The organism is Allobosea sp. 05T433 (assembly GCF_056396065.1).
Genome location: NZ_JBFTKS010000006.1, coordinates 254,421 through 277,265 on the forward strand (window position 1 = coordinate 254,421; position 22,845 = coordinate 277,265).

General features: G+C 64.7%; 20 protein-coding genes and 2 tRNA genes. 10 read left to right on the forward strand and 12 right to left on the reverse strand.

What is annotated here, in order from left to right:
- Positions 1 to 43: 43 nt before the first annotated feature.
- A complete protein-coding gene (gene aroC / locus AC1DGP_RS10960) occupies positions 44 to 1,162 on the forward strand; it encodes a chorismate synthase (protein ID WP_069879474.1) in 1,119 nt (372 codons plus the stop codon).
- Between the two features lie 69 nt (positions 1,163 to 1,231).
- On the forward strand, positions 1,232 to 2,509 hold the full coding sequence (gene ribB, locus AC1DGP_RS10965) for a 3,4-dihydroxy-2-butanone-4-phosphate synthase (RefSeq protein WP_476769610.1): 1,278 nt from the start codon (positions 1,232 to 1,234) through the stop codon (positions 2,507 to 2,509).
- A gap of 191 nt (positions 2,510 to 2,700) precedes the next feature.
- Here ribB and AC1DGP_RS10970 read toward each other — a convergent pair whose 3' ends face one another.
- Positions 2,701 to 3,630, reverse strand: coding sequence for a histone deacetylase family protein (locus AC1DGP_RS10970; RefSeq protein WP_476832107.1), 930 nt, complete (start codon positions 3,628 to 3,630; stop codon positions 2,701 to 2,703).
- Positions 3,631 to 3,874: 244 nt separating this feature from the next.
- Here AC1DGP_RS10970 and AC1DGP_RS10975 point away from each other — a divergent pair, with 244 nt between their 5' ends.
- Positions 3,875 to 4,471: a L,D-transpeptidase gene (locus tag AC1DGP_RS10975; RefSeq protein ID WP_476769612.1), complete on the forward strand. Its 597-nt coding sequence runs from the start codon at positions 3,875 to 3,877 to the stop codon at positions 4,469 to 4,471.
- A 166-nt stretch (positions 4,472 to 4,637) separates the two neighbouring features.
- Here the strand turns inward: AC1DGP_RS10975 and AC1DGP_RS10980 are convergent, their stop codons facing one another.
- From AC1DGP_RS10980 to AC1DGP_RS11000, 5 genes are all read right to left on the reverse strand, one after another.
- A complete protein-coding gene (locus tag AC1DGP_RS10980; protein ID WP_476776051.1) occupies positions 4,638 to 5,531 on the reverse strand; it encodes a metallophosphoesterase in 894 nt (297 codons plus the stop codon).
- 419 nt (positions 5,532 to 5,950) lie between these two features.
- Positions 5,951 to 7,330 carry an aspartate aminotransferase family protein gene (locus AC1DGP_RS10985; protein WP_113517787.1) on the reverse strand — a complete coding sequence of 460 codons (1,380 nt, stop codon included), beginning with the start codon at positions 7,328 to 7,330 and terminating at the stop codon, positions 5,951 to 5,953.
- A gap of 119 nt (positions 7,331 to 7,449) precedes the next feature.
- Positions 7,450 to 8,919 (reverse strand): amidase family protein, encoded by a 1,470-nt coding sequence (locus AC1DGP_RS10990; RefSeq protein WP_476776050.1) that lies wholly within the window; start codon positions 8,917 to 8,919, stop codon positions 7,450 to 7,452.
- Between the two features lie 52 nt (positions 8,920 to 8,971).
- On the reverse strand, positions 8,972 to 9,823 hold the full coding sequence (locus AC1DGP_RS10995; RefSeq protein ID WP_476776049.1) for a patatin-like phospholipase family protein: 852 nt from the start codon (positions 9,821 to 9,823) through the stop codon (positions 8,972 to 8,974).
- Between the two features lie 7 nt (positions 9,824 to 9,830).
- A complete protein-coding gene (locus tag AC1DGP_RS11000) occupies positions 9,831 to 10,232 on the reverse strand; it encodes a MarR family winged helix-turn-helix transcriptional regulator (RefSeq protein WP_084652251.1) in 402 nt (133 codons plus the stop codon).
- Between the two features lie 214 nt (positions 10,233 to 10,446).
- On the opposite strand from AC1DGP_RS11000, the gene AC1DGP_RS11005 reads away from it, so the two are divergent.
- Together AC1DGP_RS11005 and AC1DGP_RS11010 are read left to right on the forward strand one after the other, a co-directional pair.
- A complete protein-coding gene (locus AC1DGP_RS11005) occupies positions 10,447 to 12,078 on the forward strand; it encodes a long-chain-fatty-acid--CoA ligase (RefSeq protein WP_441507687.1) in 1,632 nt (543 codons plus the stop codon).
- Positions 12,079 to 12,123: 45 nt separating this feature from the next.
- Positions 12,124 to 12,900 carry a DUF1499 domain-containing protein gene (locus AC1DGP_RS11010; RefSeq protein ID WP_476769616.1) on the forward strand — a complete coding sequence of 259 codons (777 nt, stop codon included), beginning with the start codon at positions 12,124 to 12,126 and terminating at the stop codon, positions 12,898 to 12,900.
- 48 nt (positions 12,901 to 12,948) lie between these two features.
- Here the strand turns inward: AC1DGP_RS11010 and AC1DGP_RS11015 are convergent, their stop codons facing one another.
- Positions 12,949 to 13,869, reverse strand: a complete 921-nt coding sequence (locus tag AC1DGP_RS11015) for an MBL fold metallo-hydrolase (RefSeq protein ID WP_476769617.1) — start codon at positions 13,867 to 13,869, stop codon at positions 12,949 to 12,951.
- 158 nt (positions 13,870 to 14,027) lie between these two features.
- Here AC1DGP_RS11015 and AC1DGP_RS11020 point away from each other — a divergent pair, with 158 nt between their 5' ends.
- Positions 14,028 to 14,654 carry a biotin transporter BioY gene (locus AC1DGP_RS11020; protein ID WP_476832108.1) on the forward strand — a complete coding sequence of 209 codons (627 nt, stop codon included), beginning with the start codon at positions 14,028 to 14,030 and terminating at the stop codon, positions 14,652 to 14,654.
- Between the two features lie 540 nt (positions 14,655 to 15,194).
- On the opposite strand, the gene AC1DGP_RS11025 is transcribed toward AC1DGP_RS11020, so the two are convergent.
- Positions 15,195 to 15,271, reverse strand: a tRNA-Pro gene (locus tag AC1DGP_RS11025).
- Between the two features lie 181 nt (positions 15,272 to 15,452).
- Here AC1DGP_RS11025 and AC1DGP_RS11030 point away from each other — a divergent pair.
- A tRNA-Gln gene (locus AC1DGP_RS11030) sits at positions 15,453 to 15,527 on the forward strand.
- Positions 15,528 to 15,827: 300 nt separating this feature from the next.
- Entirely contained in the window at positions 15,828 to 16,043 is a 216-nt protein-coding gene (locus AC1DGP_RS11035; RefSeq protein WP_441488286.1) for a DUF1059 domain-containing protein, read from the forward strand.
- A 178-nt stretch (positions 16,044 to 16,221) separates the two neighbouring features.
- Here AC1DGP_RS11035 and AC1DGP_RS11040 read toward each other — a convergent pair whose 3' ends face one another.
- Both AC1DGP_RS11040 and AC1DGP_RS11045 read right to left on the reverse strand, forming a co-directional pair.
- Positions 16,222 to 17,619: a TAXI family TRAP transporter solute-binding subunit gene (locus AC1DGP_RS11040; RefSeq protein WP_476832109.1), complete on the reverse strand. Its 1,398-nt coding sequence runs from the start codon at positions 17,617 to 17,619 to the stop codon at positions 16,222 to 16,224.
- A 215-nt stretch (positions 17,620 to 17,834) separates the two neighbouring features.
- Positions 17,835 to 18,569 carry a MipA/OmpV family protein gene (locus tag AC1DGP_RS11045; RefSeq protein ID WP_476832110.1) on the reverse strand — a complete coding sequence of 245 codons (735 nt, stop codon included), beginning with the start codon at positions 18,567 to 18,569 and terminating at the stop codon, positions 17,835 to 17,837.
- 251 nt (positions 18,570 to 18,820) lie between these two features.
- Between AC1DGP_RS11045 and AC1DGP_RS11050 the strand changes: the two genes are divergently transcribed.
- Together AC1DGP_RS11050 and AC1DGP_RS11055 are read left to right on the forward strand one after the other, a co-directional pair.
- Positions 18,821 to 19,606 (forward strand): response regulator, encoded by a 786-nt coding sequence (locus AC1DGP_RS11050; RefSeq protein WP_476832111.1) that lies wholly within the window; start codon positions 18,821 to 18,823, stop codon positions 19,604 to 19,606.
- On the forward strand, positions 19,603 to 21,045 hold the full coding sequence (locus AC1DGP_RS11055; RefSeq protein ID WP_476832112.1) for an ATP-binding protein: 1,443 nt from the start codon (positions 19,603 to 19,605) through the stop codon (positions 21,043 to 21,045). Before AC1DGP_RS11050 ends, AC1DGP_RS11055 begins: the two co-directional genes overlap by 4 nt.
- A gap of 92 nt (positions 21,046 to 21,137) precedes the next feature.
- On the opposite strand, the gene AC1DGP_RS11060 is transcribed toward AC1DGP_RS11055, so the two are convergent.
- Complete coding sequence (locus AC1DGP_RS11060) at positions 21,138 to 22,397, reverse strand: alpha/beta hydrolase (protein ID WP_476832113.1); 1,260 nt, start codon at positions 22,395 to 22,397, stop codon at positions 21,138 to 21,140.
- Between the two features lie 93 nt (positions 22,398 to 22,490).
- The gene (locus AC1DGP_RS11065; RefSeq protein WP_441488292.1) at positions 22,491 to 22,781 is read right to left on the reverse strand and encodes a hypothetical protein; all 291 of its coding nucleotides are present in this window, start codon (positions 22,779 to 22,781) and stop codon (positions 22,491 to 22,493) included.
- Between the last annotated feature and the right edge of the window lie 64 nt (positions 22,782 to 22,845).

The following is a 22,845-nucleotide window of genomic DNA, read 5'->3' on the forward strand; positions in this document are numbered from 1 at the left end:
GCGATCCGGCTTATGAGCCCGGAGCGAAACCCGTCAGGCTGCCATGTCCCATAACACCTTCGGCCATCTCTTCCGCGTCACCACCTTTGGGGAAAGCCACGGGCCGGCGATCGGCTGCGTCGTCGATGGCTGCCCGCCTCTGATCCCGCTGAGCGAAGCCGAAATCCAGCTCGAACTCGATCGCCGCCGGCCCGGTCAGTCGCGCTTCACCACGCAGCGCCAGGAGCCTGATCAGGTCCGCATCGTCTCCGGTGTCTTTCCCGATGAGGCGAGCGGCCAGCAGGTGACGACGGGAACCTCGATCGGGCTGATGATCGACAATGTCGACCAGCGTTCCAAGGACTACTCGGACATCAAGGACAAGTACCGGCCCGGCCACGCCGACTTCACCTATGACGTGAAATACGGCATTCGCGATTATCGCGGTGGCGGGCGTTCCTCGGCGCGCGAGACGGCCATGCGGGTCGCGGCCGGCGCGATTGCGCGCAAGGTCGTGCCAGGCATGATCGTGCGCGGTGCGCTGGTGCAGATGGGGCCGCACAAGATCGACCGGAACAACTGGGACTGGAACGAGGTCGGCAATAATCCGTTCTTCTGCCCGGATGCCAAGGCGGCGGCCTTCTTCGCCGAATATCTCGATGGCATCCGCAAGTCCGGATCCTCGATCGGCGCGGTGCTGGAGATTGTCGCCGAGGGCGTTCCTGCCGGCCTGGGCGCGCCGATCTACGGCAAGCTCGATGCCGAGCTGGCCTCGGCCCTGATGAGCATCAATGCCGTCAAGGGTGTCGAAATCGGCGAGGGGTTCGCTGCGGCCGAACTCTCGGGCGAAGAGAATGCCGACGAGATGCGGGCCGGCAATGACGGAAAGCCGCTCTTTCTCTCCAACCACGCCGGCGGCATCCTGGGTGGCATCTCGACCGGGCAGCCGATTGTCGCCCGTTTCGCGGTGAAGCCGACATCCTCGATCCTCGCCACGCGCGCGACCGTGACGCGGACCGGCGGGGAAGCGGATATGTTCACCAAGGGGCGCCATGACCCCTGCGTCGGCATCCGGGCCGTGCCGGTCGGGGAGGCAATGGTCGCCTGCGTGCTGGCCGACCAGTTCCTGCGCCATCGCGCCCAGGTCGGCGTGGTCGAGCCGCGCTGGCCCTTTGCTCGGTGAATTTCAGTGTTACTGAAATTAATTCCCTGCTTCATTGCAAGTGAAGCGGGGGCGTATTAGCTTGCGGCCATGAAGCTCGAAACTTGGCTCCGGCAGAATGGCATGGCTCGCAGCGCCTTCGCGCGGCAGGTCGGCCTGTCGCCGGCCAGCGTGTCGGCGCTCTGCAACGATCAGAGTGCCTGGATCTCGCGCGAAAGTGCCGAGCGCATCGCCGCCGCCACGAACGGTGCCGTCACCCCCAATGATTTTCTGGGCCTGCAAGGGCCGCGGGAGGCTGTCATGCAGCAGAACGTCACTCAGGCCATCGAAGCCTTCGCCCGCGGCGAGATCGTTATCGTCACCGATGACGATGACCGCGAGAACGAGGGCGATCTGATCATCGCGGCCTCGCTCTGCACGCCGGAGAAGATGGCCTTCATTATCCGCAATACCTGCGGCATCGTCTGCGCGCCGCTGACGGCTGACGAGGCGCGGCGGCTCCGGCTCGACCCGATGGTCTCGTCAAACGACGCACCGCTCGGCACGGCCTTCACGGTGACAGTCGACGTCAAGCACGGGCTGACCACCGGTATTTCGGCCGAGCAGCGCAACAATACCGTGCGGGCGCTGGCCAATGGCAATATGGGCGCCACGGATTTCGTGCGGCCCGGTCACGTGTTTCCGTTGATCGCCAAGGATGGCGGCGTTCTGATGCGCTCCGGCCATACCGAAGCGGCGGTGGATCTCTGCAAGCTCGCCAATCTGCCGCCGGTCGGCGTAATCTGCGAGCTCGCCAATGATGATGGCACCGTGATGAAGGGCGCGCAGATCACCGCCTTCGCCAAGACGCACGGGCTGCAGCAGATCACGGTCGCCGAGCTGATCGCTTATCGCCAGGCGCGCGAGAAGCTCGTCGAGCGGGTGCATTCCTTCCCGGTCAAGACCGAGTTCGGCGAGATGACCGGCCATGTCTATGTCACGCCCTTCGAAGACACCCAGCATTTTGCCTTCGTCATGGGCAAGGTCGGTGACGGCGAGAAGGTCCCGGCGCGACTGCATCGTGCGAATGTCGTGGCGGATGTGCTCGGAGGCGCGAAGTCGATCCAGTGCGCGCTCCGGCGCTTCCAGCAGGATGGTCGCGGCGTGCTGATCTATCTGCGCGACGGCTCCGCCGGCGTGCCGATCAAGAGCGTCGAGGAGGGTTCCGACGCCCAGCGCTCGCAGCAATGGCGCGAGGTCGGACTCGGCGCCCAGATCCTGCGCGATCTCGGGGTCGCCTCGATCGTCAACCTCGCGTCCTCGCCGCGCTCCTTCGTGGGCCTGAGCGGCTTCGGCATCGAAATCGCGGAGACGCAGCCGCTGGAGTGAGCGGCTCCGCCATCAGCGCGACGAAACGCAGCCCCCGGGGATGCCTGCCCTGCCCGGATTGGGGCGCCGCTGGGCGACTTGCAAGGGCGGCTAGATCATCGGACCGGACATCGCATCCAGTCCGAGGATCTAACCCTTTGTCTTTGCATCGGCTTTCCCGAAAACCGCAATCCACTTTTCGGGCCGATGCTTTAGCCTCGCATCAGTGCCAGGACATGGCTTGCGGTCGATTTCGACAGGGCTTCGAGATCGTAGCCGCCTTCCAGGATCGAGACGAGGCGGCCCTCGGCGCGACGATCGGCGATCGCCATCAGCTTCTGGGTCGCCCAGGCGAAATCGCTCTCGACCAGATTGATATTGGCGAGCGGGTCGCGCCAATGCGCATCGAAGCCGGCCGAGATGATCACGAGGTCGGGCTGGAAGGCGTCGACGCGCGGCAATACCGCGGTCTCGAACGCATCCCGGAAGGTGTCGGAACCATCGCCCGCGCGCAGGGGGGCATTGACGATCGTGCCGCGTTCGCCACGTTCCGAGGCGGCGCCGGTGCCGGGATAGAGCGGCATCTCATGGGTTGAGGCGTAAAGCACGCTCGGGTCGTTCCAGAAGATCTCCTGCGTGCCATTGCCGTGATGCACGTCCCAGTCGATGATCGCGACGCGCTCCGCGCCATACGCCTTCTGGGCGTGGCGGGCGGCGATGGCAGCCTGATTGAAGAAGCAGAAACCCATCGCCTTGACGCTCTCGGCGTGGTGGCCGGGCGGGCGCGTGGCGCAGAAGGCATTCCTGGCCTTGCCCTGCATCACCTCGTCCACGGCGTGGGTGGCAGCGCCGACGCCGCGCAGCGCGGCCTCCAGCGAGCCGGGCGACATCGTGGTGTCGGCTTCGATCTCGACGAGTCCCGTGACCGGCGAGGCGGCGATCAATGCCTCTACGAATTGGCGCGGGTGGCAAAGCGTGACGAGGTCGAGGTCGGCACGCGGCGCCTCGACCCGGGCCAGGTGGGCGAATCGTTCATCTTCGAGCGTTTGCTCGACGACGCGGATGCGGTCCGGGCGCTCGGGATGGCCGGGCGGAGTCAGGTGCCGGAGGCTCGCCGGGTGTGTAATCAGAAGCGTCGTCACTGGTTCTCACCCTCATTGCGGGGCCTGCCGCCGCGCGTCATGTTGCACTGCCGTTGCGCGATTACCACGGTCGCGGTCGAAGTCGACGAAACACGCATCACGGCTGGAACTTCATTGCGCCATGTCAGTTTGCCGCATAGAGCAGCGGCATGTCTCGACGTCGCCCCAACCCCGGGGGCGGGAATAGAATATTAACTTTTCATTCATCATAAATGGCGCGTTCGCGGCGTCGCTGGTGGTAGGCATGAAACAGACCGTAATCGTTGCCCTGGCGCTGTCGACCCTTCTCGGTGCGTGCCAATACAAGAGCGTGAATGCTCCCGCACTGTCCGAGCGCGATGCAGAATACATCGCGCTGGTGCCGAAATTCGAGCACCAGATCACGCAGTTGCCCTACGAGATCACGGACCCGACCGGTCTGCCGCCCGGCAGCATCAAGGTCGATACGGTCGAGAAGTTTCTCTACTTCGTGCTGCCGAACAAGAAGGCGATTCGCTACGCCGTCGCGACCGGCGACGAAGCCTTCGGCTGGACGGGTGAAGCCACGATGCAGCGCAAGGCCGAGTGGCCGCGCTGGACCCCACCGGCCGAGATGATCAAGCGCTGGCCGCATCTGGCGCCCCGCGCCGGTGGCATGGAGGGCGGTCCGGACAACCCGCTCGGTGCGCGCGCTCTGTATCTCTACCAGAACGGCAAGGACACGCTCTACCGCATCCATGGCACGAACGAGCCCGAGACCATTGGCCGTTCGGCGTCTTCCGGCTGCATCCGGATGCGCAATATCGACGTGATCGACCTCTATAATCGGGTCACGGTCGGCACCAAGGTGGTGGTGGTCTGACGGCCCCCGCCGGTTCTGGTCGGGCCTCGCCCGGCCAGGGTCTGACAGCATTTCAGATCGAGCGGAGCAAGATGCTCGGGGCATCCGAGCATGCGGCGGCGATCTAGCTCCTTGTTTAAGCATCGGATTTTTCCAAAAACCGGATTCCACTTTTCGGTCCGATGCCCTAGCCTAGCTCCACCAGCACAACCTCCGGCGGAATTCCGAACCTGAGCGGCAGTTTGCTGGTGCCGAGGCCGGCAGAAACCACCAGATCGCGCCCGTTCTCGCGGACATGGCCATAGGCGTAGCGATTGCCATAGCGTGACGGCACGATCGGCGACCAGCCGAACAGCCTTACCTGTCCGCCATGGGTATGGCCTGACAGTGTCAGCCCAACCCGCGCCGGCATCCGGGCGAAGACATCCGGCTCATGCGCCAGCATGATGACGGGCGCGCCATCATCAGCGATCTGGGCGAGGGTGCCGGGCAGATCGTCGACGCCATTCTTCTGTCCGCGCAACCGTTTGACGAAGGCGATCTGGTCGCCGAGGCCGGCAAGCCAGAGCGGACCTGCAGCGGTCTCCAGGCGCACCGCCCGATTCTCGAGAACCGTGATCCCGGCCGCTTCGAGCGCAAGGCCCGCTTGTGTCGGCCCGCTGCGGTTCCTTTGTGTCGGTTCGTCCTGCCACCAGTCGTGATTGCCGAGTACGGCGTAGACCCCGCTCGGCGCCTTGAGCGCGGCGAGTGCCATAGCCCATTCGGCATAGGGAGGGTCGGAGGCGCGGCGCGTCCGGCTCGCAACGAAATCCCCGAGCAGCAGGACGAGATCCGGTTTCAGCTCGTTGGTCATCGCGACTATATCGCGCACACGCGATACCGGCATATGCGGCCCGCCAATGTGCAGATCCGAGATGATTGCGAGTTTGAGGCGGCCTGACTGGGGCCAGCCATTCGGCGTGAACCGGTAGTGCGTCACCCGCTGATGGGTTGGCTCCCAAGCATAGGCATAGCCGCCAGTGCCGAAGCCGGCCAAAAAAAGACCGGCGAGAGTTTGGAGAGCTCTGCGCCGGTCAATCATGGAGGGTCTCGAAAGTCAGTCTGGCAGTCGTCAAGTCAATCGTCAAAACCGTTGCGGAGAACGGCCGGCACAAGATGAGCCGGTTTCCTCTCTGCCGTCCTGTCCGACGCAGGCGAGGCACGTCTCGTTCCCGCGGCGATCGCGCGAAATGCGATCGGGCGGAAGTGCGATGCGTAGGCCTCTCTGGCCGAGGCATCATGGAAGCTCGCGCTTCGTTGCGTCGTCTGACGCTTGTTGGCGGAAGGCATCGGTCCTGACTTTACTTGTTGCACGGTGCCGGCGGTTCCTGGCCGTCGACACAGGGAAGGTGACGTCCGATCGGGACGACGAAGCGGCGTGATCGTGATTTCTTCGTGGCTTTTCGGCCTCGATCGCAATCATGTCGCCGCTTCGGTTAATCTCCCCTTAAGCATGCAGGCTCAGGCCGCGAGCAAGCCTTCGGCCTTGACCCAGGCGAGCGTCTTGTTCAGGGCCCGCTCGTAGCGGTCGAACATCTCCTCGATCTCGGCCTCGGTGATCACGAGCGGCGGGCAGAAGGCGACACGGTCGCCCATGGCGCGGGTGATCAGGCCCTCTTCCTGCGCGAAGAAGACCGATTTCGGGCCGACGCCCTTCTTGGTCTCGAACGGGGCCTTGGTCACCTTGTCCTTGACGATCTCGACGCCACCGATCAGACCGACGCCGCGCGCTTCGCCGACCAGCGGATGCTCGGCAAGCTTCTCCAGCCGCCGCAGGAAGGTCGGGGAGACCTTGCGGGTGTGCTCGACGATCTTGTCGCGCTGATAGATTTCCAGCGTCTTGACCGCGATCGCGCAACCGACGGGATGGCCGGCATAGGTGTTGCCGTGGCCGAAGGTGCCGATCTTGCGGCTCTGGTCGACGAGGACCTCGTAGACCTTGTCGTTCATCAACACGGCGCTGAGCGGGAAATAGGCCGAGGTGATCTGCTTGGCGAGCGAGATCGTGTCGACGTTCATGCCATAGGTCGTGGTGCCGAACATGTTGCCGGTGCGGCCGAAGCCGGTGATGACCTCATCCGAGATGAACAGGATGTCGTATTTGGCGAGAACGGCGTTGATCTTCTCGAAATAGCCATCCGGCGGGGTGATCGCGCCGCCAGCGCCCATTACCGGCTCGGCAATGAAGGCGGCGACCGTGTCCGGCCCTTCGCGCAGGATCATCTCCTCCAGTTCGGCTGCGAGGCGCGAGGAGTAATCCTGCTCGCTCTCGCCAGGCTCGGCGAAGCGATAATGATGCGGGCAGGAGGTGTGCAGGATGCCCGGCAGCGGCAGGTCGAAATCGATATGATTGTTGGGCAGGCCGGTGAGCGAGGCCGAGGCCACGGTGACGCCGTGATAGCCCTTCAGCCGCGAGATGATCTTCTTCTTCTGCGGCCGGCCAAGGGCATTGTTCATGTACCAGACGATTTTCACCTGGGTGTCGTTGGCGTCGGAGCCGGAGGCGCCGTAGAACACCTTCGAGATCGGAACCGGTGCGATCTCCTTCAGCTTCTCCGCCAGCTCGATCGCCGGATCATGGCTGCGCCCGCCGAAGATATGCGTGAAGGGCAGCTTCTTCATCTGCTCCGTCGCCGTGTCGATCAGCTCCTGGTTGGAGTAGCCGAGCGCGGTGCACCAGAGCCCGGCCATGCCCTCGATGTATTCCTTGCCGGCGCTGTCATAGACGAAGACGCCCTTGCCGCTTTCCAGCACCAGCGGGCCGGTCTCGCGATGCGTCGCCAGGTTCGTGTATGGGTGGACCAGGGTCTCAATGTCGCGGACGGCGAGGTTGGATAGCATGGCGCAATCTCCAGGTTTTTATGCGGCCTTTATGCGAGCATAGACCGGGATCAGCGCAAGCACTGAGCGATTTTCACGCAGATCGACGCAGACTCTGGCGCGTATCGGGTTGCGCCTGCTCAGGATTGTCCGGCCGAGCCGGGGGGAACGCGATATCCTGCGCCCGCCCTTGCCAGCATGCCGCCGACGGCGACTGCCGTCAGGTCTTCGCCGGCCGCCGCAATGATCTGCACGCCGAGCGGCAGACCAGCGTCCGACTGCGAGATTGGCGCAACCAGCGAAGGCAGGTCTGCGCCAGTCGCGAGCGAGGCCCAGAGCAGGAAATCGAGATAGGGGCGAGGCTCGCCGTTCACGACAAGGCGCCTCGCGTGAATATCCGGCGTGTGATCATGCGGGATCGCGGCAACGGGGGCAGGTGGGCAGAGCACGACGTCATAGGACTGGAAGAAGCGGGCCCATTGCCGTTTCAGAGCCATGCGCCGCTGCGAGATCTGCTGGTAGAGCCCCGGCGTCATGCGCGCGCCGCGCGCTTGCAGCGATTGATGCGAGAGATCGTTGGTGCTGAAGCGCGATGCCATGGCCTGGATACGCGCCCTGACCTTAGGCGGCAGACCATAGGCGACGACGGCATGGTTGAGCAGCGCATAGACCTCGAAGGCTTCGGAGAAGCGGATCGCCGGGCGCGCCGTCTCGTCGATGATCGCGCCCTGCGCGGCAAGCAGATCCGCGGCCCGATGCACGACTGCGCCGACCTCCCGGTCGGTCGGAGCGAAAGCATCGTCGGCCCAGAGTGCGACACGCAGGCCGCGGGGCTCTTCCAGCCGAGGAGCGGTGAGTGTGGCGCCCGCGACTCGGGAATCGCGCGGGCCGGCCAGCACCGGAAGGATGAGCGCAAGATCCTCGGGCGCGCGCGTGATCGGTCCGGCGACCAAAAGGTCGGCATTACGCGGTGTGCGGCGCTCGGGCGGCGGCGGCAGGTGGCCCCAGGTCGAGATCAACCCCCAGCTCGTCTTCAGGCCGTAGACGCCGCAGGCATGGGCCGGCCAGCGCGCGGAGCCACCGAGATCGGAGCCGAGCTCGAAAGCAGACATGCCGGTCGCGACCGCGGTTGCCGCTCCGCCGGACGAGCCGCCGGGCGAGAAAGCAGCATTCCAGGGGTTGTTGGTGACGCCGTGAATGGGGTTGTAGCTCTGGAAATCGCCTGAGAAGACCGGGACGTTGCTCTTGCCCAGAATGACGGCGCCGGCAGCGCGCAGGCGAGCGACGGGGGCGGCATCATCGGTGGGAATGCGCTCCTTGTAGGCGGGTAGCCCGCCGGAGGAGGGCAGGCCGGCAACGTCGAAGGCGTCCTTGATCGTGATCGGCAGCCCTTCAAGCGGGCGGGCGCTGCCATCGGCGAGGCGCCTGTCCGATTCTGCCGCCATGGCGCGCGCGGCCTCGCGGTCCTGGGCAATGATGGCGTTGAGCAATGGGTTCAGCGAGTCGATGCGGGCGAAGCTGGCCTCGAGCAGGTCGCTCGCGCTGAAGCGGCGCGCGAGCAGGGCTTCGCGGAGGTCGGTCGCGGAGGCGGTCAGATCGATCGCAGGCATCGGTACGTCCGGTCGGTTGGCAAGAACCAGTTCGCAGGAACCAGCCTCATGCCTAGCCGGTTCGCGCTTCGACTTCCATCCGCCGAAGGAAGCTCTCGCCGTCACTGATGCCGAGTTCGTAGGCGAAGCGGATCCCCTCCCAGTCGCGGATCGTGAATTGCGAGACCGGAATGGTCCGGGACGGGCGCGCATAGGTCCGGCCCGGCACCTGCGGCACCGCGGAGAAGGGGCGCGTCAGCAGGACCAGCGTCCGTTCGCCGGCCTGTTCCAGATCGGCGAGCGCCCAGGCGGGGGCGCTGTCGACCAGCCCGCCGTCGAGCGCAGCGCGCTGCCCGACGAGCCCGGCCGGCATGAAGGGAGGCACTGCAGCGCTCGCCATCAGGGCCGCGACCAGTTGCTCTGCGGTTGCGCAATCGGCGAGCCGGACAAGATCGGGCACGAAACCGAGGCGGCGCCCGGCGGTGGGATGGACCGGCCGGCGGAGGCGCTTTTCGAGCTGATAGGCGCCGATCCCCAGCATCGCGGCGATCGGCAGGGGCCAGAAGCGTGGCGGGCGCGAGATCGCGATGCGGAAATCGCTCATCAGCCGCAGGGTTGAGAGGGCCTCGGGCGTGAAGAGCTGAGTGAGGAGGCGCTGATAGAGCTCGCCGACCGGGAAGAGCCGCCCACCCCGGCGAAAGGCCGCCCAATCCATTTCGGATGTTCGGTCGAGACAGGCTTGCCTGACCTGCTCGCGTACGGTCGGGCCGAGACCGAGTGCCGTATAGAGCATCGCGAAGGCGCCGGCGCTGACACCGACGACCCGGCGCGGCGACAACGCGAGGCGTGGCGCCACGGTTTCATGGAAGCCACCCTGCCAGTAGCAGCGATTGCCGCCGCCAGCGAAGGCGAGCCCGGCGAACATAAAGGCGCTATTCGGCGTCCGCGGCGCGAGCGAGGTCGCGCCAGGCCAGGACGAGCCGGTCGAGATCTGCGAGATCGCCGGCCGGCAGCTTGCCGAGCGTGGTCGCGACATAGCTGCGTTGCGCCGCGATGCCGGCTTCCGCCAGCCTGCGCCCCTCGGGCGTCAGATGCATCGCATAGGAACGCCGGTCGCCCGCGATGGCGCGGCGCTCGACGAGGCCGGCCTGCACCAGGCGATCGACGAGCCCGGAGACGTTGCCCTTGGTGACGTAGAGCCGCTCGGCCAGCTCGCTTTGGCTGATGCCTTCGCGCTCGGTCAGCGTGGAGAGCAGATCGAATTGAGGGATCGAGAGCCCGAGCGTACGGATGCGCGCCGTCATCTGGCCGAGCATGCGCTGGTGCAACCGCATGAAGCGGAACCAGACGCGGTCTGGATCGGTGCGTAGGGCGTCGGGCGCTGACACGGTTCCAACTCTCAGGGTCTATCAGTTCTGCCCTAAACTATCGCGTGGCTCCAGGCGAGCCCTTCATTCCCGCTCCGGCTCAACTCCTGCTTCCCTGCCGGGGAGCAGCCTGTCTATGCTGCTCCCAACAACAGCAAGAATGATCGTGGGGAGAGACGCTATGCTTGGCCTGATGCAGGACTGGCCCCTGCTGCTGCACCGGATCATCGACCATGCCGCCGTCCAGCACGGCACCCGCGAGGTCGTGAGCCGCGCGGTGGAAGACGGCTCGCTGCGGCGCACGACCTATGCCGATATCCGCCGCCGCGCCCTGCGGGTGGCCAGGCGCCTCGAGCGGGAAGGGATGCGGCTCGGCGACCGGGTCGCGACGCTGGCGTGGAATACCGACCGGCATCTCGAACTCTGGTACGGGATCAGCGGGATCGGCGCGATCACTCATACGGTCAATCCGCGGCTGTTCCCGGAGCAGATCGCCTGGATCATCAACCATGCCGAGGACAGGATGCTATTCCTCGACCTGACCTTCGTGCCGCTGATCGAGCAGATCCAGGACAGGCTGCCGAGCATCGAGCGCTACATCGTGCTGACCGATGCGGCACATATGCCGCAAACCAGCCTGAAGGGAGCAGCCGCCTTCGAGGAGTGGCTCACTGAAGCCGATGATGATTTCGCCTGGAAGCAGTTCGACGAGAACACCGCCGCCGGGCTCTGCTACACCTCCGGCACCACCGGCGGTCCGAAGGGGGTGCTCTATTCGCACCGCTCGAACGTGCTGCATGCCATGGCCTGCTCGGCGCCGGATTATATCGGGTTGTCCTCGCGCGACAGCGTGCTGCCGGTCGTGCCGCTCTTCCATGCCAATAGCTGGTCGCTGGCCTATTCCGCGCCGATGACCGGAGCCAAGCTGGTCATGCCGGGTGCGAAGCTCGACGGTGCATCGCTGCTCGAATTGCTGGAAGGCGAGGGCGTGACCTGCACCGCTGCGGTGCCGACGGTCTGGCTTGGCCTGCTGCAGCATCTGGAGGCGACCAACGCCCGCCTCTCGACGCTGAAACGTGTGGTGATCGGTGGTTCAGCCTGCCCGCGGGCGATGACGGAAGCATTCGAGCGCAAATATGGCGTCACGGTCGCACATGCCTGGGGCATGACCGAAATGAGCCCGATCGGCTCGTTCTGCTCGATCAAGCCGGTCTATGGGCATCTGCAGGGCGATGCGCTCTACGATCTCAAGGTCAAGCAGGGGCATCCGCCCTTTACCGTCGAATTCCGCATCACCGACGATGCCGGCCAGGACCTGCCCTGGGATGGCAAGACCTTCGGGCGCCTGAAGGTGCGCGGACCGTCCGTCGCCGGCGCCTATTTCAGGCGTGAGGATGAAGCGATCCTCGACGAGCACGGTTTCTTCGATACGGGCGATGTCGGCACGCTGGATGCCGCGGGGTATCTCCAGATCACCGACCGCTCAAAGGATGTGATCAAGTCGGGCGGCGAGTGGATATCGTCCATCGATCTCGAAAATCTCGCGGTCGGCCATCCCGATGTGGCGGAGGCCGCGGTGATTGGCGTCGCCCATTCCAAATGGGACGAGAGGCCGCTGCTGGTCATCGTTCCAAAACCCGGCCGTTCACCGAGCCGCGACGAGATGCTGGCCTATATGACCGGCAAGATCGCAAAATGGTGGCTGCCGGACGATGTCGTCCTGGTCGAGGCGATACCGCATACCGCTACGGGCAAGATCCAGAAGACCGCGCTGCGCGAGCAGTTCAAGGACTATCGCCTGCCGACAGGCTGAGCCGCGAGGCTTGCCTTCGGTGCCAGACCCCGCCACGTAATCATCATGCATCGTCGCATCGTCTTCGAGGAACCTGTCTCGCGCGCCGCACGCTGGAGCCGGCGGCTGGCCTGGTTTTCCGTCGCGGTGCTGCTGCTGGCCATTCTCGTCGCCCGGCTCGGCGAGCCTTCGGCGCAGGGACTCGCGCCGATCGCCGGTGCCTATGGCTTCGTTCTGCTGGCGTTGCTGCTGGCCGTGCTCGCCTTCATGCGGATCTGGCAGGTGGGGCATCGCGGGGTCGGCATGGCGGCACAGGCCTTCGTGCTTGCGCTCATCATGCTTGCCCCAGTGCTCTATGGTGGCTTCAAATGGCTGACGCTGCCGCGATTGAGCGATATCTCGACCGATATCGATGATCCCCCGACCTTCAGCCGCTCGCAGGCCGCGTTGACCGTGCGCCACGGCCTGGTGCCGCCCGACGTACCGGCTGGAGAGCGGCGCATCCAGCGCCAAGCCTATCCGAAGACGCTGCCGATCGTGCTGGAGGTCCCGGCCGAAACGGCGTTCACAATCGCGCGCCGGGCCGCCACTGCACTGGGCTGGCAGGTGCTCGAAGCGTCGCGCCCCGGCGGACGCAGCGGGGCAGGGCGGATCGAGGCGGTGGCGCGCACCCGAATCCTGCGCCTTGCCGAGGACATCACGATCCGAGTGCGACCGCGTGCCGACGGCAGCCGCATCGACATCCGCTCGGCTTCGCGGATCGGAAGCCACGATCTCGGCGCAAATGCTGCCCGCATCGCCGCCTTTGCTGCAGAGGTCGAGCTGCTGGTCGAGGCACGGTAGGTCATGTGCGACGGCGTGATGCGATCCGAAGAAATCGACGCCGCTGCATCAGGTCCGGGCCAGCTTGTATCGGCTCGCCAGCATCGGCAGTGCCTCGTCGCAGATGACAGTGCCGTGGAGGACCAGATCCTCGAGTTGGGCGAGGATCGAGAGCGAGGCCGCGCCATGCAATGCGACCGGCAAGCCCTGATAGATTGGTGGCACCATCTCCGCGATGCGCTCGTCGCCAGCCCTGAGGCGGTTGAGGATCGCGGCTTCGCGCAGCCGGCGGTGCTGTACGAGCGCGCGCAGGAAGCGCTGCGGTTCGTTCACCGGCCCGCCATGGCCAGGCCAGTAGATGGCGTGCTCCATCGCGCGCAGTTTTTCGATCGAAGCCATGTAGGACGCCATCGAGCCGTCGGGCGGGGCAACGATGCTCGTCGACCAGGCCATGACATGGTCGCCTGAAAACAGGCTTGTCTCTTCCGCGAGCGCGAAAGCGAGGTGATTGGCGGTGTGCCCCGGCGTTTCGACCGCCGAGAGCGTCCAGCCGGGGCCCGTGACCGTGTCACGGTCATACATCGGCAGATCGGGGGCATAATCGCGGTCGGCCGCGGCATCGAGCGGATTGATCTCGCCAAGCGCCAGTTCGCGCGCCGCGCGATGCGGCAGGCAGCCGGCGACGATGGCGCCTGTCGCCGCTTGCAGTGCCGGAACGGCGGGCGAATGATCGCGATGGGTGTGTGTGACAAGGATATGGCTGACGCTCTCGTCAGCGAGTGCGGCAAGGACGCGCGCGACATGAGCCGGGTCGTCGGGGCCAGGATCGAGCACCGCCACAGTGCCCCGGCCGATGATATAGGTGCAGGTGCCGGTAAAGGTCATCGGCCCGCTATTTCCGGCGATGATGCGCCGGACGAGCGGCGACAGTTCAACCACGTCGCCGGAGGGAGCCGTGGCGCTCCGATCGAATTCGATGTCTTCGCTCATGCGGGTTCCGTCGCCTGGTCCAGTCGCGTCACGGGGGCAGGTTGCGCCCCGGCCTTGCCGCTTCGCGCACCGCCGCGCGCCTTGTAGGGCATTGCAGCATTTTCTATAGACGGAAAACCGGCTGCGCAGCGCGGCCCTCGAAAAATGGATGAGAGCGCATGGCCGATCTGCTTCCCCTTTCCGCTCCGACCCTGGTCAACGCGATCCTTCCCCAGGTCTCGGGACGTCGCGCCGCGCTGGCGCGCAATGTCGCCCTTGCCGTGGCCGGCAGCCTGCTGCTCGTCCTCGCGGCCAAGATCAAGGTGCCGTTCTGGCCGGTGCCGATGACCCTGCAGACGCTGGCGGTGCTCGGCCTGGGCGCCGCCTATGGCTCGCGCCTCGGCGCTGCGACTGTCGCACTCTATATTGCCTATGGCCTTGCCGGGCTGCCGGTCTTCACCAACACGCCGCCGGTTGCAGCCGGGCTGCTCTATCTTGCCGGTCCGACCGGCGGGTTCCTTGTCGGCTTCGTGCTTGCGGCGGCTGTCGCTGGCTGGGCGGCCGAGCGTGGCGCCTCGGTGATCCGCCTGATCGCGGGATTCATTGCCGCGGAAGCGCTGATTCTTGGCCTCGGCGGCCTGTGGCTCGCGCTCGGGGCGCAGATGGCGAGCGGTGCCACGGGTGTCGGCTTCGCCAAGGCCTACACTTTCGGCGTGCAGCCCTTCCTGCTCGGCGATGCGGTCAAGATGGCGCTGGCTGCGAGCCTTGTCGGGGCCAGTTGGTCCTTCCTGCGCCGCCGCGGCTGAGACGCGCTGCAACGGTAGAGACGAACGAGCCGGGGCTTTGCCTCGGCTTTTTCTTTGGCGCCGGCCGGGAAGGCATCGGCCCGAAAAGGGGATTGCGGTTTTCGGCAAGGCCGATGCAGCCGCACAAGGTGAAAGCATCGGGCCGCATACAAGATCCGGTCCGATAGTCCACCGATTCGCGTCAGGCAGACGGGCCTGCGCTCAGCCTTGCGGATTATTGCCGGAGCATGTCTTCACGGGTTGGCCGAAGATATCGAGCTTCATCAGCTCCCCGCATTTGTCGCAGCCGGAAAGCAKCACGGCGAGGCTCATGATTCCGATGATTCGGGAAAAGCGCGTCATAGAGTGAGCCCCATTGTCCTTGGGCGAGACTACAGGAGCCTCGCGCGCGACACCATCGCTGTACCGGGAGAAGTCGTGGATGCGTTAATCGGGCCAAGGCAGGCCCGCCTGAGGATCAAACCGCGCTGAAACGGTCCGGGCAACAAAAAAGCCCCGAAGGGCTTGATTTGTAACGGCTTGAAATATCTCGGGAAATTTTGGTCGGAGTGGCAGGATTTGAACCTGCGACCCCCACGTCCCGAACGTGGTGCGCTACCAGACTGCGCTACACTCCGATCAACTGGTGGCCGGCTTATAGCCAGCGTCGCGCCGCAGCGCAACAGGGCTAAGCACCTCTTGTGTGGATTTCTCCAGAGCCTCGCCGAAGGATCTGTCGCATCGGATGCAGCCACCTGTGAGAAGCGCTTGTCGACGGTTGCGCAGAGGCGCGACGCACACTAGAACGCAGCAGCGCGTTGGGGCGTCGCCAAGTGGTAAGGCAGCGGTTTTTGGTACCGCCATTCCCAGGTTCGAATCCTGGCGCCCCAGCCATTATCATAAAGTATTGATTTTAAACGATTTTCCAAGATTTCTGTAACCGTTGTCCATAGCAGCCGGACGTGACGCCCTTGGCTGCTAGCCTGAAGTGGCGAACGGGTTGGTAGGGTCGAGACCCACAGGGGCGAACGACATTCTCCCGCATCAGCAGGCTTCGATTATCTCAGCTACACCCGATCGTCGGGCGCCGGATCTTTTTGCCAGGCCCCGGGCGTAAGCGTACTGTAGGTGAAGTAGGGGGCTTCCATTCGACGTGATGGAAGGTTGCTTGATCTCCCAATTGGGGAGGACGTTATGGGACGCAAGTTCATCGACTGCCGTGAATTCCCGAGCGAGATGAATTGCTCAGTCACGATCATCGCCGACAATGAGAGCGAACTGGTGGAGGCCTCGGTGCAGCACGCCGTTGCCGTGCATGGGCATCAAGATACGCCTGAACTGCGGAACCAAATCAAAGCCGCCATCAAAGATGGCATGCCGTCTGAGAAGGCACCAAGTCGCGCCGCCTGATCGAACACGTGGTGCCGCCATTCTCTGATCCAACAACTCGCCTGCTGCCGGTTTTGTGCACGGTCTCAAGCACGTCTGTAACGAGCGGCGCCGTGTCATCTCATCGACCAGACGAGAGAGGCTGGGCCGTGTCGGGGCGATAGTCGGCGCACGTGTTGGGAATCGGTGCAGCTACGAGTTATGAGCCCGTTCCAAGACGCGTCTTCAGTTCGACTGTCGTGCGGTCGATCAGGAATTGCTGGTAGCGATAGAACATTTCCTCGCCCATCGGCGTTGCGAACGAGTTGGCGTATCGCTGACACCGCTCGCGCAGCCCGGCCAGGCGCTCCAGCATGTCCCTGATCGCTTCACGTTCATCCGCATCCGGCAAGGCGGGCTTCGCGATGGGATGCAGTGCTGGCGCATGGCTGACGGCCTCCCCCGCCACGAGCCTTGCTTCCGCCTCAAGCTTCTCGCGCGCGGAATCAAGTCGCCAAAGACGAAAGCGGCTGATGCCCTTCAGCAGGTTGAAAAGGGCCGTAACGGCCATGACGAGGTAGATCCAATAGGCGGGCGACATGAGGTTCACGAGCCACGGAAAATAGCGGTCTACGAACTCCGGCTCGCCAGTCAGAAAGAACTGCCTCGCTTCGGACGATAGCGGCACCGCGGTCGCCGAACTCGTCGAGGTCGGCGGGTTGCTGCGCACGAAAGTCGGAAGCGCAGCCGCCAGGAGCACCAGCAATTCAATGCGGTCAGCTCTCTTCGCGCACGCGTTGGCCAGGACCAGCGTATTGACCTGCGGCACCATTTTGTCGGTCGCAGGGACCAGGCGCATCAAGTCGTATCGGCCAGCCGGCACGCGCCCAAGAGTCAGCCATGGAAAGCGGTCGGTCAAACCTCTCAAATCTCGGAGTTCGATGATTTCCAGATCATAGCGGCCGATGATCGTCCGCAGGAACTCGGCATCATTTCGCATGACATAGGCGGCAATATCGAGATTGCCCTGCGCCAAAAGCTGAGCTTGCTCCTCGAGCTCGCGATAGGACGTTCGAATGTCGAGCTTCTTCAGGTCGGGATCGCCGAGCAGTTGGAGCACGAGATAGGCCGTTCCCGAATTCTCGGGGCCTATTCCGATGGAGGCGCCCCGTAGGTCGGAGAAGCTACCGAAGGACCGATCGCGCCGGGTCAGAAAGAGCAGCGACTCCGGTTCGGGCAGGCGCCCCAATAGTTCCAGTTCGGATTCGGCAGGCACTGGAGTGCCGTCCTGAACGAAGGCAAATTTCTCGGCGCAGGATTTCTGGTCTGCCATCAGGCGTTTGGCGTTCTCGATCGAACCCGCTGTCGGGATAACCTCGAGATGCCCTCGGTCGCGCCTGGCCAGCTGCGCCAGATTTGAAGCGAGCGAATGATAGGCGCCGCCTGGCGCGCCGGTCAGTATCGACGCTCGAAAGGAGCCGTAGTCGCGCACCGTGCTGTAGGAGAGAGCCAAGCCTGCAATGGCTGCTGATGCAACAAACAGCAATAGAATGCGCAGAACGCCCCTGCGCCGACCCGCGAAACTAGGTTTGTCTGGTCTCGGAGCGTGAACCGGCACGGTAGATGCCTGCAATGGGGGCAGAATGATCGCAAGGTCCCGGAGATTTGCACGACACTCGCGCGCTCGCCAGCTCTATCATCATTGCCAGCCCCCCTGCGCCCGTTGCAAACGTAAATGCCCTTTCCTCCGTTACGCTTTAGCGGCCGGAGCCGGCGCTTCCATCTGCCTCACGTACGCCGCACCCTCGCCACGCCTGTCCAAGGGGCATCCCCTCACCAGAGTTTGGCGTCGAATGAGTAGCTCAAGCCGAGGCCGACGGTCGTCTGGTTCGGCGATCCATAGCGGGTCACCAGCGGGCTGGATGCCGCATCATCCCTGAGGCGGGCGTATTCGACATAGGCACGGACCTCCCATCGCGGCGTCAGTTGATAGCGCGCCTGCAGGCCGGCGCCGATCGAATGCAGCCCGCCCTTGGCATTGAAGAGGGGAAGTCCGGAAGCCAGCGATTGGGCCGCGTCGACGCCGAAATACGGTGCGGTCGCCTTGTTGTCGGCCAGCGACAGGCGCGGCCCGCCGGACAGCGTCCAGCGTTCGCCAATGGGAACGACGACATCGGCGAAAAGGTCGGCGACGAAGCCCCTGTGCCCGCCGAAACCACGGCGCGTTTCGATTCGCGTCCGGAACCAATCCCGGGGCCAGAACTCGGCGAAGAGGCCAGCTTCGATCGTCGCGTCGACATCGCCGAGCCCGCGCAAATGTCTGGGGTAGTCGCCAGCGTCGCGCCCGCCCTTGTACTTGCCGACAAGACCGGCATGGAAGCCGCCGATGTCGATCAGCGAAATACCGGCACCGTCCAGAGGGGCGCGAAAGCGCGCAGCCTTGCCGGCCCGGCGGACGGAGACGATCGGCAGGGGTTCGAAGCGGAAGCGGCTAGCGCCTTCGAATTCGGGGAGAAACCTGCCCTGAGCACCCAGGGTGATGGTCCAATCGCCGGGGATCGTTGGCATGCGATCGAAAAGACTCTGCGCATGGGCATCACCGGGACCTGTCGTGCAGATGAGCGCCAGGGCAGATGCGGCCAGGGCCACGCGGCCGGACAAAATGCGCCGAAGCGCCTCCAACGACGTCATTCATCAACCCCAATGGCGCAAAACGCGTTCGCGAGACGCTCATCTCTAAGGCAGTGGGGGCGCGGGGCGATGTCTCCGGGATTTCGGTTTGCAACAGACTGTTACAGAATGATGCTTGCCCAAAGGGCATGTGGAAGGCCAAGGGTACTCCTCTGCCGGAGCTTCATCGCGTGGCCCGCTCGAACAGCCCTCATCTCCTCATCGTCGATGACAACGCCACGATACTCAGGATCCTCGCGCGATTCCTGAGTGAGCATGGGGTGCGTGTGACGCAGGCCCAGGCCGGGGCGCAGATGCTCGAAGCCCTGGAAGCAGGGCGCTTCGACCTCATCGTCCTCGATATCATGATGCCGGGAGAGGATGGGCTCAGCCTTTGCCGGCGCGTCCGTGCCACGAGCAATATCCCGATCATCCTGCTGACGGCGATGACATCCGATACGGATCGGGTCGTCGGGCTCGAACTCGGTGCCGACGATTACGTGACGAAGCCTTTCAACCCGCGGGAGCTTCTGGCGCGGGTGCGGGCTGTTCTGCGCCGGACCGGCGTCTCTCCCGCCGCTGCGCGCGATCACGTGCGGTCGAACTTTCGGTTTGCGGGATGGACTCTGGATGCGAAACGCCGCGTCTTCCTGTCTCCCGACAATGTGCTGACCGACCTGACCAGCGGCGAGTTCGATCTGCTTCTGGCATTCGTCGAGCATCCGCAGCGTGTTCTCAGCCGTGATCAGCTGCTCGATCTGGCCCATGGCAGGGCCAGCCAGATCTTCGATCGCAGCATCGACGTCCAGATCAGCCGGCTGCGCCGCAAGATCGAGATCAATCCGCAGGAACCACTGCTCATCAAGACCGTGCGGAGCGAGGGATATGTCATGACTGCGGACGTGGTTGCCGATGCGCCCGAAGCGACGCCATGAGGGTAAGGCTGTGGTCGCGGGTGGGTTTTGCCCCCCGCATCGCCATTGTTGTGGTCCTCACCTTCATCGGGACTCAACTGCTCGGCGAAGCGCTTCGCGCGCTGGTGCCACCCTCGGATTTCGCGTTGTTCGACACGCAGTGGCTTGTCGATACGACAGTCGATGCTCAACGGACCGTGACGGCGGCCGATGCCAGCCAGCGTGATTTGGCGCTGTCTTCGCTGAAATCGAAGGAGTGGCTCGATTTCGTCATCCGTGAAGGTCAACCCGCAGCGCCGGGCGGTCCTTCGCCTGCATCGAGCGCGACGCTCCAGGCCCAGATCAGCAAGAAACTGGGCGTCGATGCGGATGCTGTCGTTGTCAACATCACGCCCTACGGCAACCTGCTCAGCCAGGTCAGGACCGGTGTCGTTCTCTTGTCCGGCCTGCCGGCGCTCATGACCAATGTCGCCGCGGATTCTGTCGAGCACTACCCGCTCGTGGCATCGGAAATCGAGATCGGCGTCCGCCTCTCGGATCGGTCCTGGCTGATCGTGAGACAGCGCGCCGGCGATCTGGCGAGCGCGCGCTACGTGCGGAACGCGGCGGACCTGATCGGCGGGGCGCTGTTTGTCGGCATGCTATCCATCTGGATGGCGCGCAGCCTGGTCAAGCCGCTGACGCAGCTTGCCGGAGCGGCCGAACGGCTCGGCCGAGAGCGGGCGCTGACTCCGATCGGTGACATGGACCTGCCGGAATATGCCGCGATCGCCCACGCCTTCAACGACATGCAGGCGCGCCTCACGAATTTCGTGGATGAGAGAACCACTATGCTCGCGGCCATATCGCATGACCTGCGCACGCCGCTCACGCGGCTGCGGCTCATGGCGGAGTATGTGCGCGACAAGGATCAGCGGCAGGAGGTCCTGTCCAATATTTCCGAGATGGAAACCATGATCCAGTCGTCTCTCGCGTTCGGGAGCGACGATGCCCGGCGCGAGCCGCACAGCGTGGTCGATATCGCCTCGCTGCTGATCAGCCTTTGCGACAATTTCACGGATATGGGGGGGCATGTCACCTATATCGGCCCCGATCATGCGCAGCTGTCATGTCACCCCGTGGCGATGCGCCGTGCTCTGTCAAACCTCATCGACAATGGCCTGCGCTATGGAGAGCGGGTCAGCGTTAAACTGCGCGACGAAGCTCAGGCGCTTGTCATTGTTCTCAGGGATGGCGGGCCAGGGATTGCGCCGGACCAGATCGAGCGTGCCTTCGCTCCGTTTCAACGCCTCGATGGATCGCGCAGCCGTGCGACCGGTGGGACCGGGCTCGGGCTCACGATTGCCCGGGACGTCATCCGGGCGCATGGCGGGGACGTCACCCTCGCTTCGGCCCAGCCGGCGGGTCTGCGGGTGACCGTGAACCTGCCAAAACCGACGATGTTGCCGTCTGTGATCTGACAGGTGCTCCGCGGCACTTGCCGTCGCAGCTTGCCCGGGCGACCGAATGAAATTGGCGTTCGGCGGCTTGGAGATTGGTGCACGCGATCCGGCTATTGTTTCTGGCCCGTGTTCACCAGCGGCGTGGTCAGTACTTCGCCGGTCGTGCTCGCCGCGTCGCTGATCGAGTCTCCGAGTTGCTCGATGCGGCCATTGAAATTGCGGCGAGTATGGGGGTCGACAATGGCGATCGGTGCTGCAATCGCAAGACCGGCCGCAGTTCCAACCGTTGCCGCGGCACCGGCGGTGACAGCCATCAGGCGGTCGCCGAGGCCGACGCGTGAATCGGTGATGGACTGGCCCGCGACGAGGCGGGTCCCGATCAGCCGCACGACCTCGGGGCTCTCCGCGAATTTGCCGTGGTTGAGCCGGTCGTCCGATCTGAGCTTCGTCAGGTCGAGTACGGTGATGCCTTCGGCAGCCAGCTCGTCGCGATAGGGCTCGGCTTCCGGGTTGATCGCGCCCAGCCGTGCCGTGCTGCCCCAGACTCGGCGGGAAACCGCCAGTGCCCGGTCGTCTTGCGAGACGAAGAGGGTGAATTTCGCGCGGCTCTTGCCGATCTCGGCGATCTGGGTCCGGAAGACATCGACATCGACGTCAGGCGAGGCGAGCATGATATTGGCGATCTTCGGTGCGATCTGGCCGTTGCGGATCGCCATCTGGCGCAGCGATTCGAGCGTGAGCCAGTTGCCCATGGAATGGGCCAGGATCGAGACCTCGCCGACGGCCGGATCGCGCGCCAGCGCCTGCAGCGTGGCCTCGAGCGCATGGCGGGAATAATTCGTGCTCTCGCGGTCGTAGCCATAGGCGAAGAGCGAACCGCGCGAGGGCCAGGTGAAGAGCAGCGGCACGACATTGGCATCGGAATCGTGGACGATCTGAGCGAAGCGATAGACCGCATCCTCAAACCGGTTGTTGAAGCCATGGACGAAGAGGAGAACGCGCCGCTTCGGGGCTTTCAACGCTGCTGAGTGCAAGCGGGCGAAGGCGGCCTGCTGGTCGAGACGGTCAACCTTCAGTGTCACGAATTCGCGTTCCGGGTCGCCGGGAAGGCGGCTTGGCCATTGGACCTCGCCAACCTTCCGGGCGCGCGCGGGCGGGATCGAGACGGTGATCTCGGCGAAGGATGATTTCGCGCCGCGCTCGCCGGAAAACAGGATGCCGTTATCCGGATCGGGCGAGCGCGTCGTTGCCACGAGCATGGTGACTTTGCTGGCGCCGGGTGCGCCATGCGCAACCGGCGCCAGCACGCCCTGCACGTCGCCGGCGCAGCCGGCGAGCAACAACGCCAGTGCCCCAGCAGCGATCCTCATCCCCTTCCGTCTCATGCAGAAGCCATCCAGGTCGCGGGGTCAGGCAGCAGAGCGGTCATGGCCGCTCTGCGCATCATTCAGCAATGGCTGGGGTCAGTACGGCGCGCGGGACAGGACATCGCCCCCGAAACGATCGCCGAAATTGGGCGAGCGGCGGTTTTCGCGCACATAAGCCGGCCCGCTGCCTTCGCTCGGTGCAGGGCCGGGATCGAGATAGCTGCGCTCCTGCGGCGTACGGATCGGGATTCCTGGCCCCTCGTTCGCCGCGATGGGCTCGCGTTGCGTACAGCCGGCGAGAGCGGCGAGCAGGATGAGGGCCGCGGAGGCCCGGAGAAGGGGGGGCCTCGCGGCGCTGATTGTGATGATGGAGCCGCCGCTAGGCATCTGGATAACCCTTCGTGTGGATGAACAACCCGCCGCCGCGTGAGCGGGCGATGCCGGTCGTATA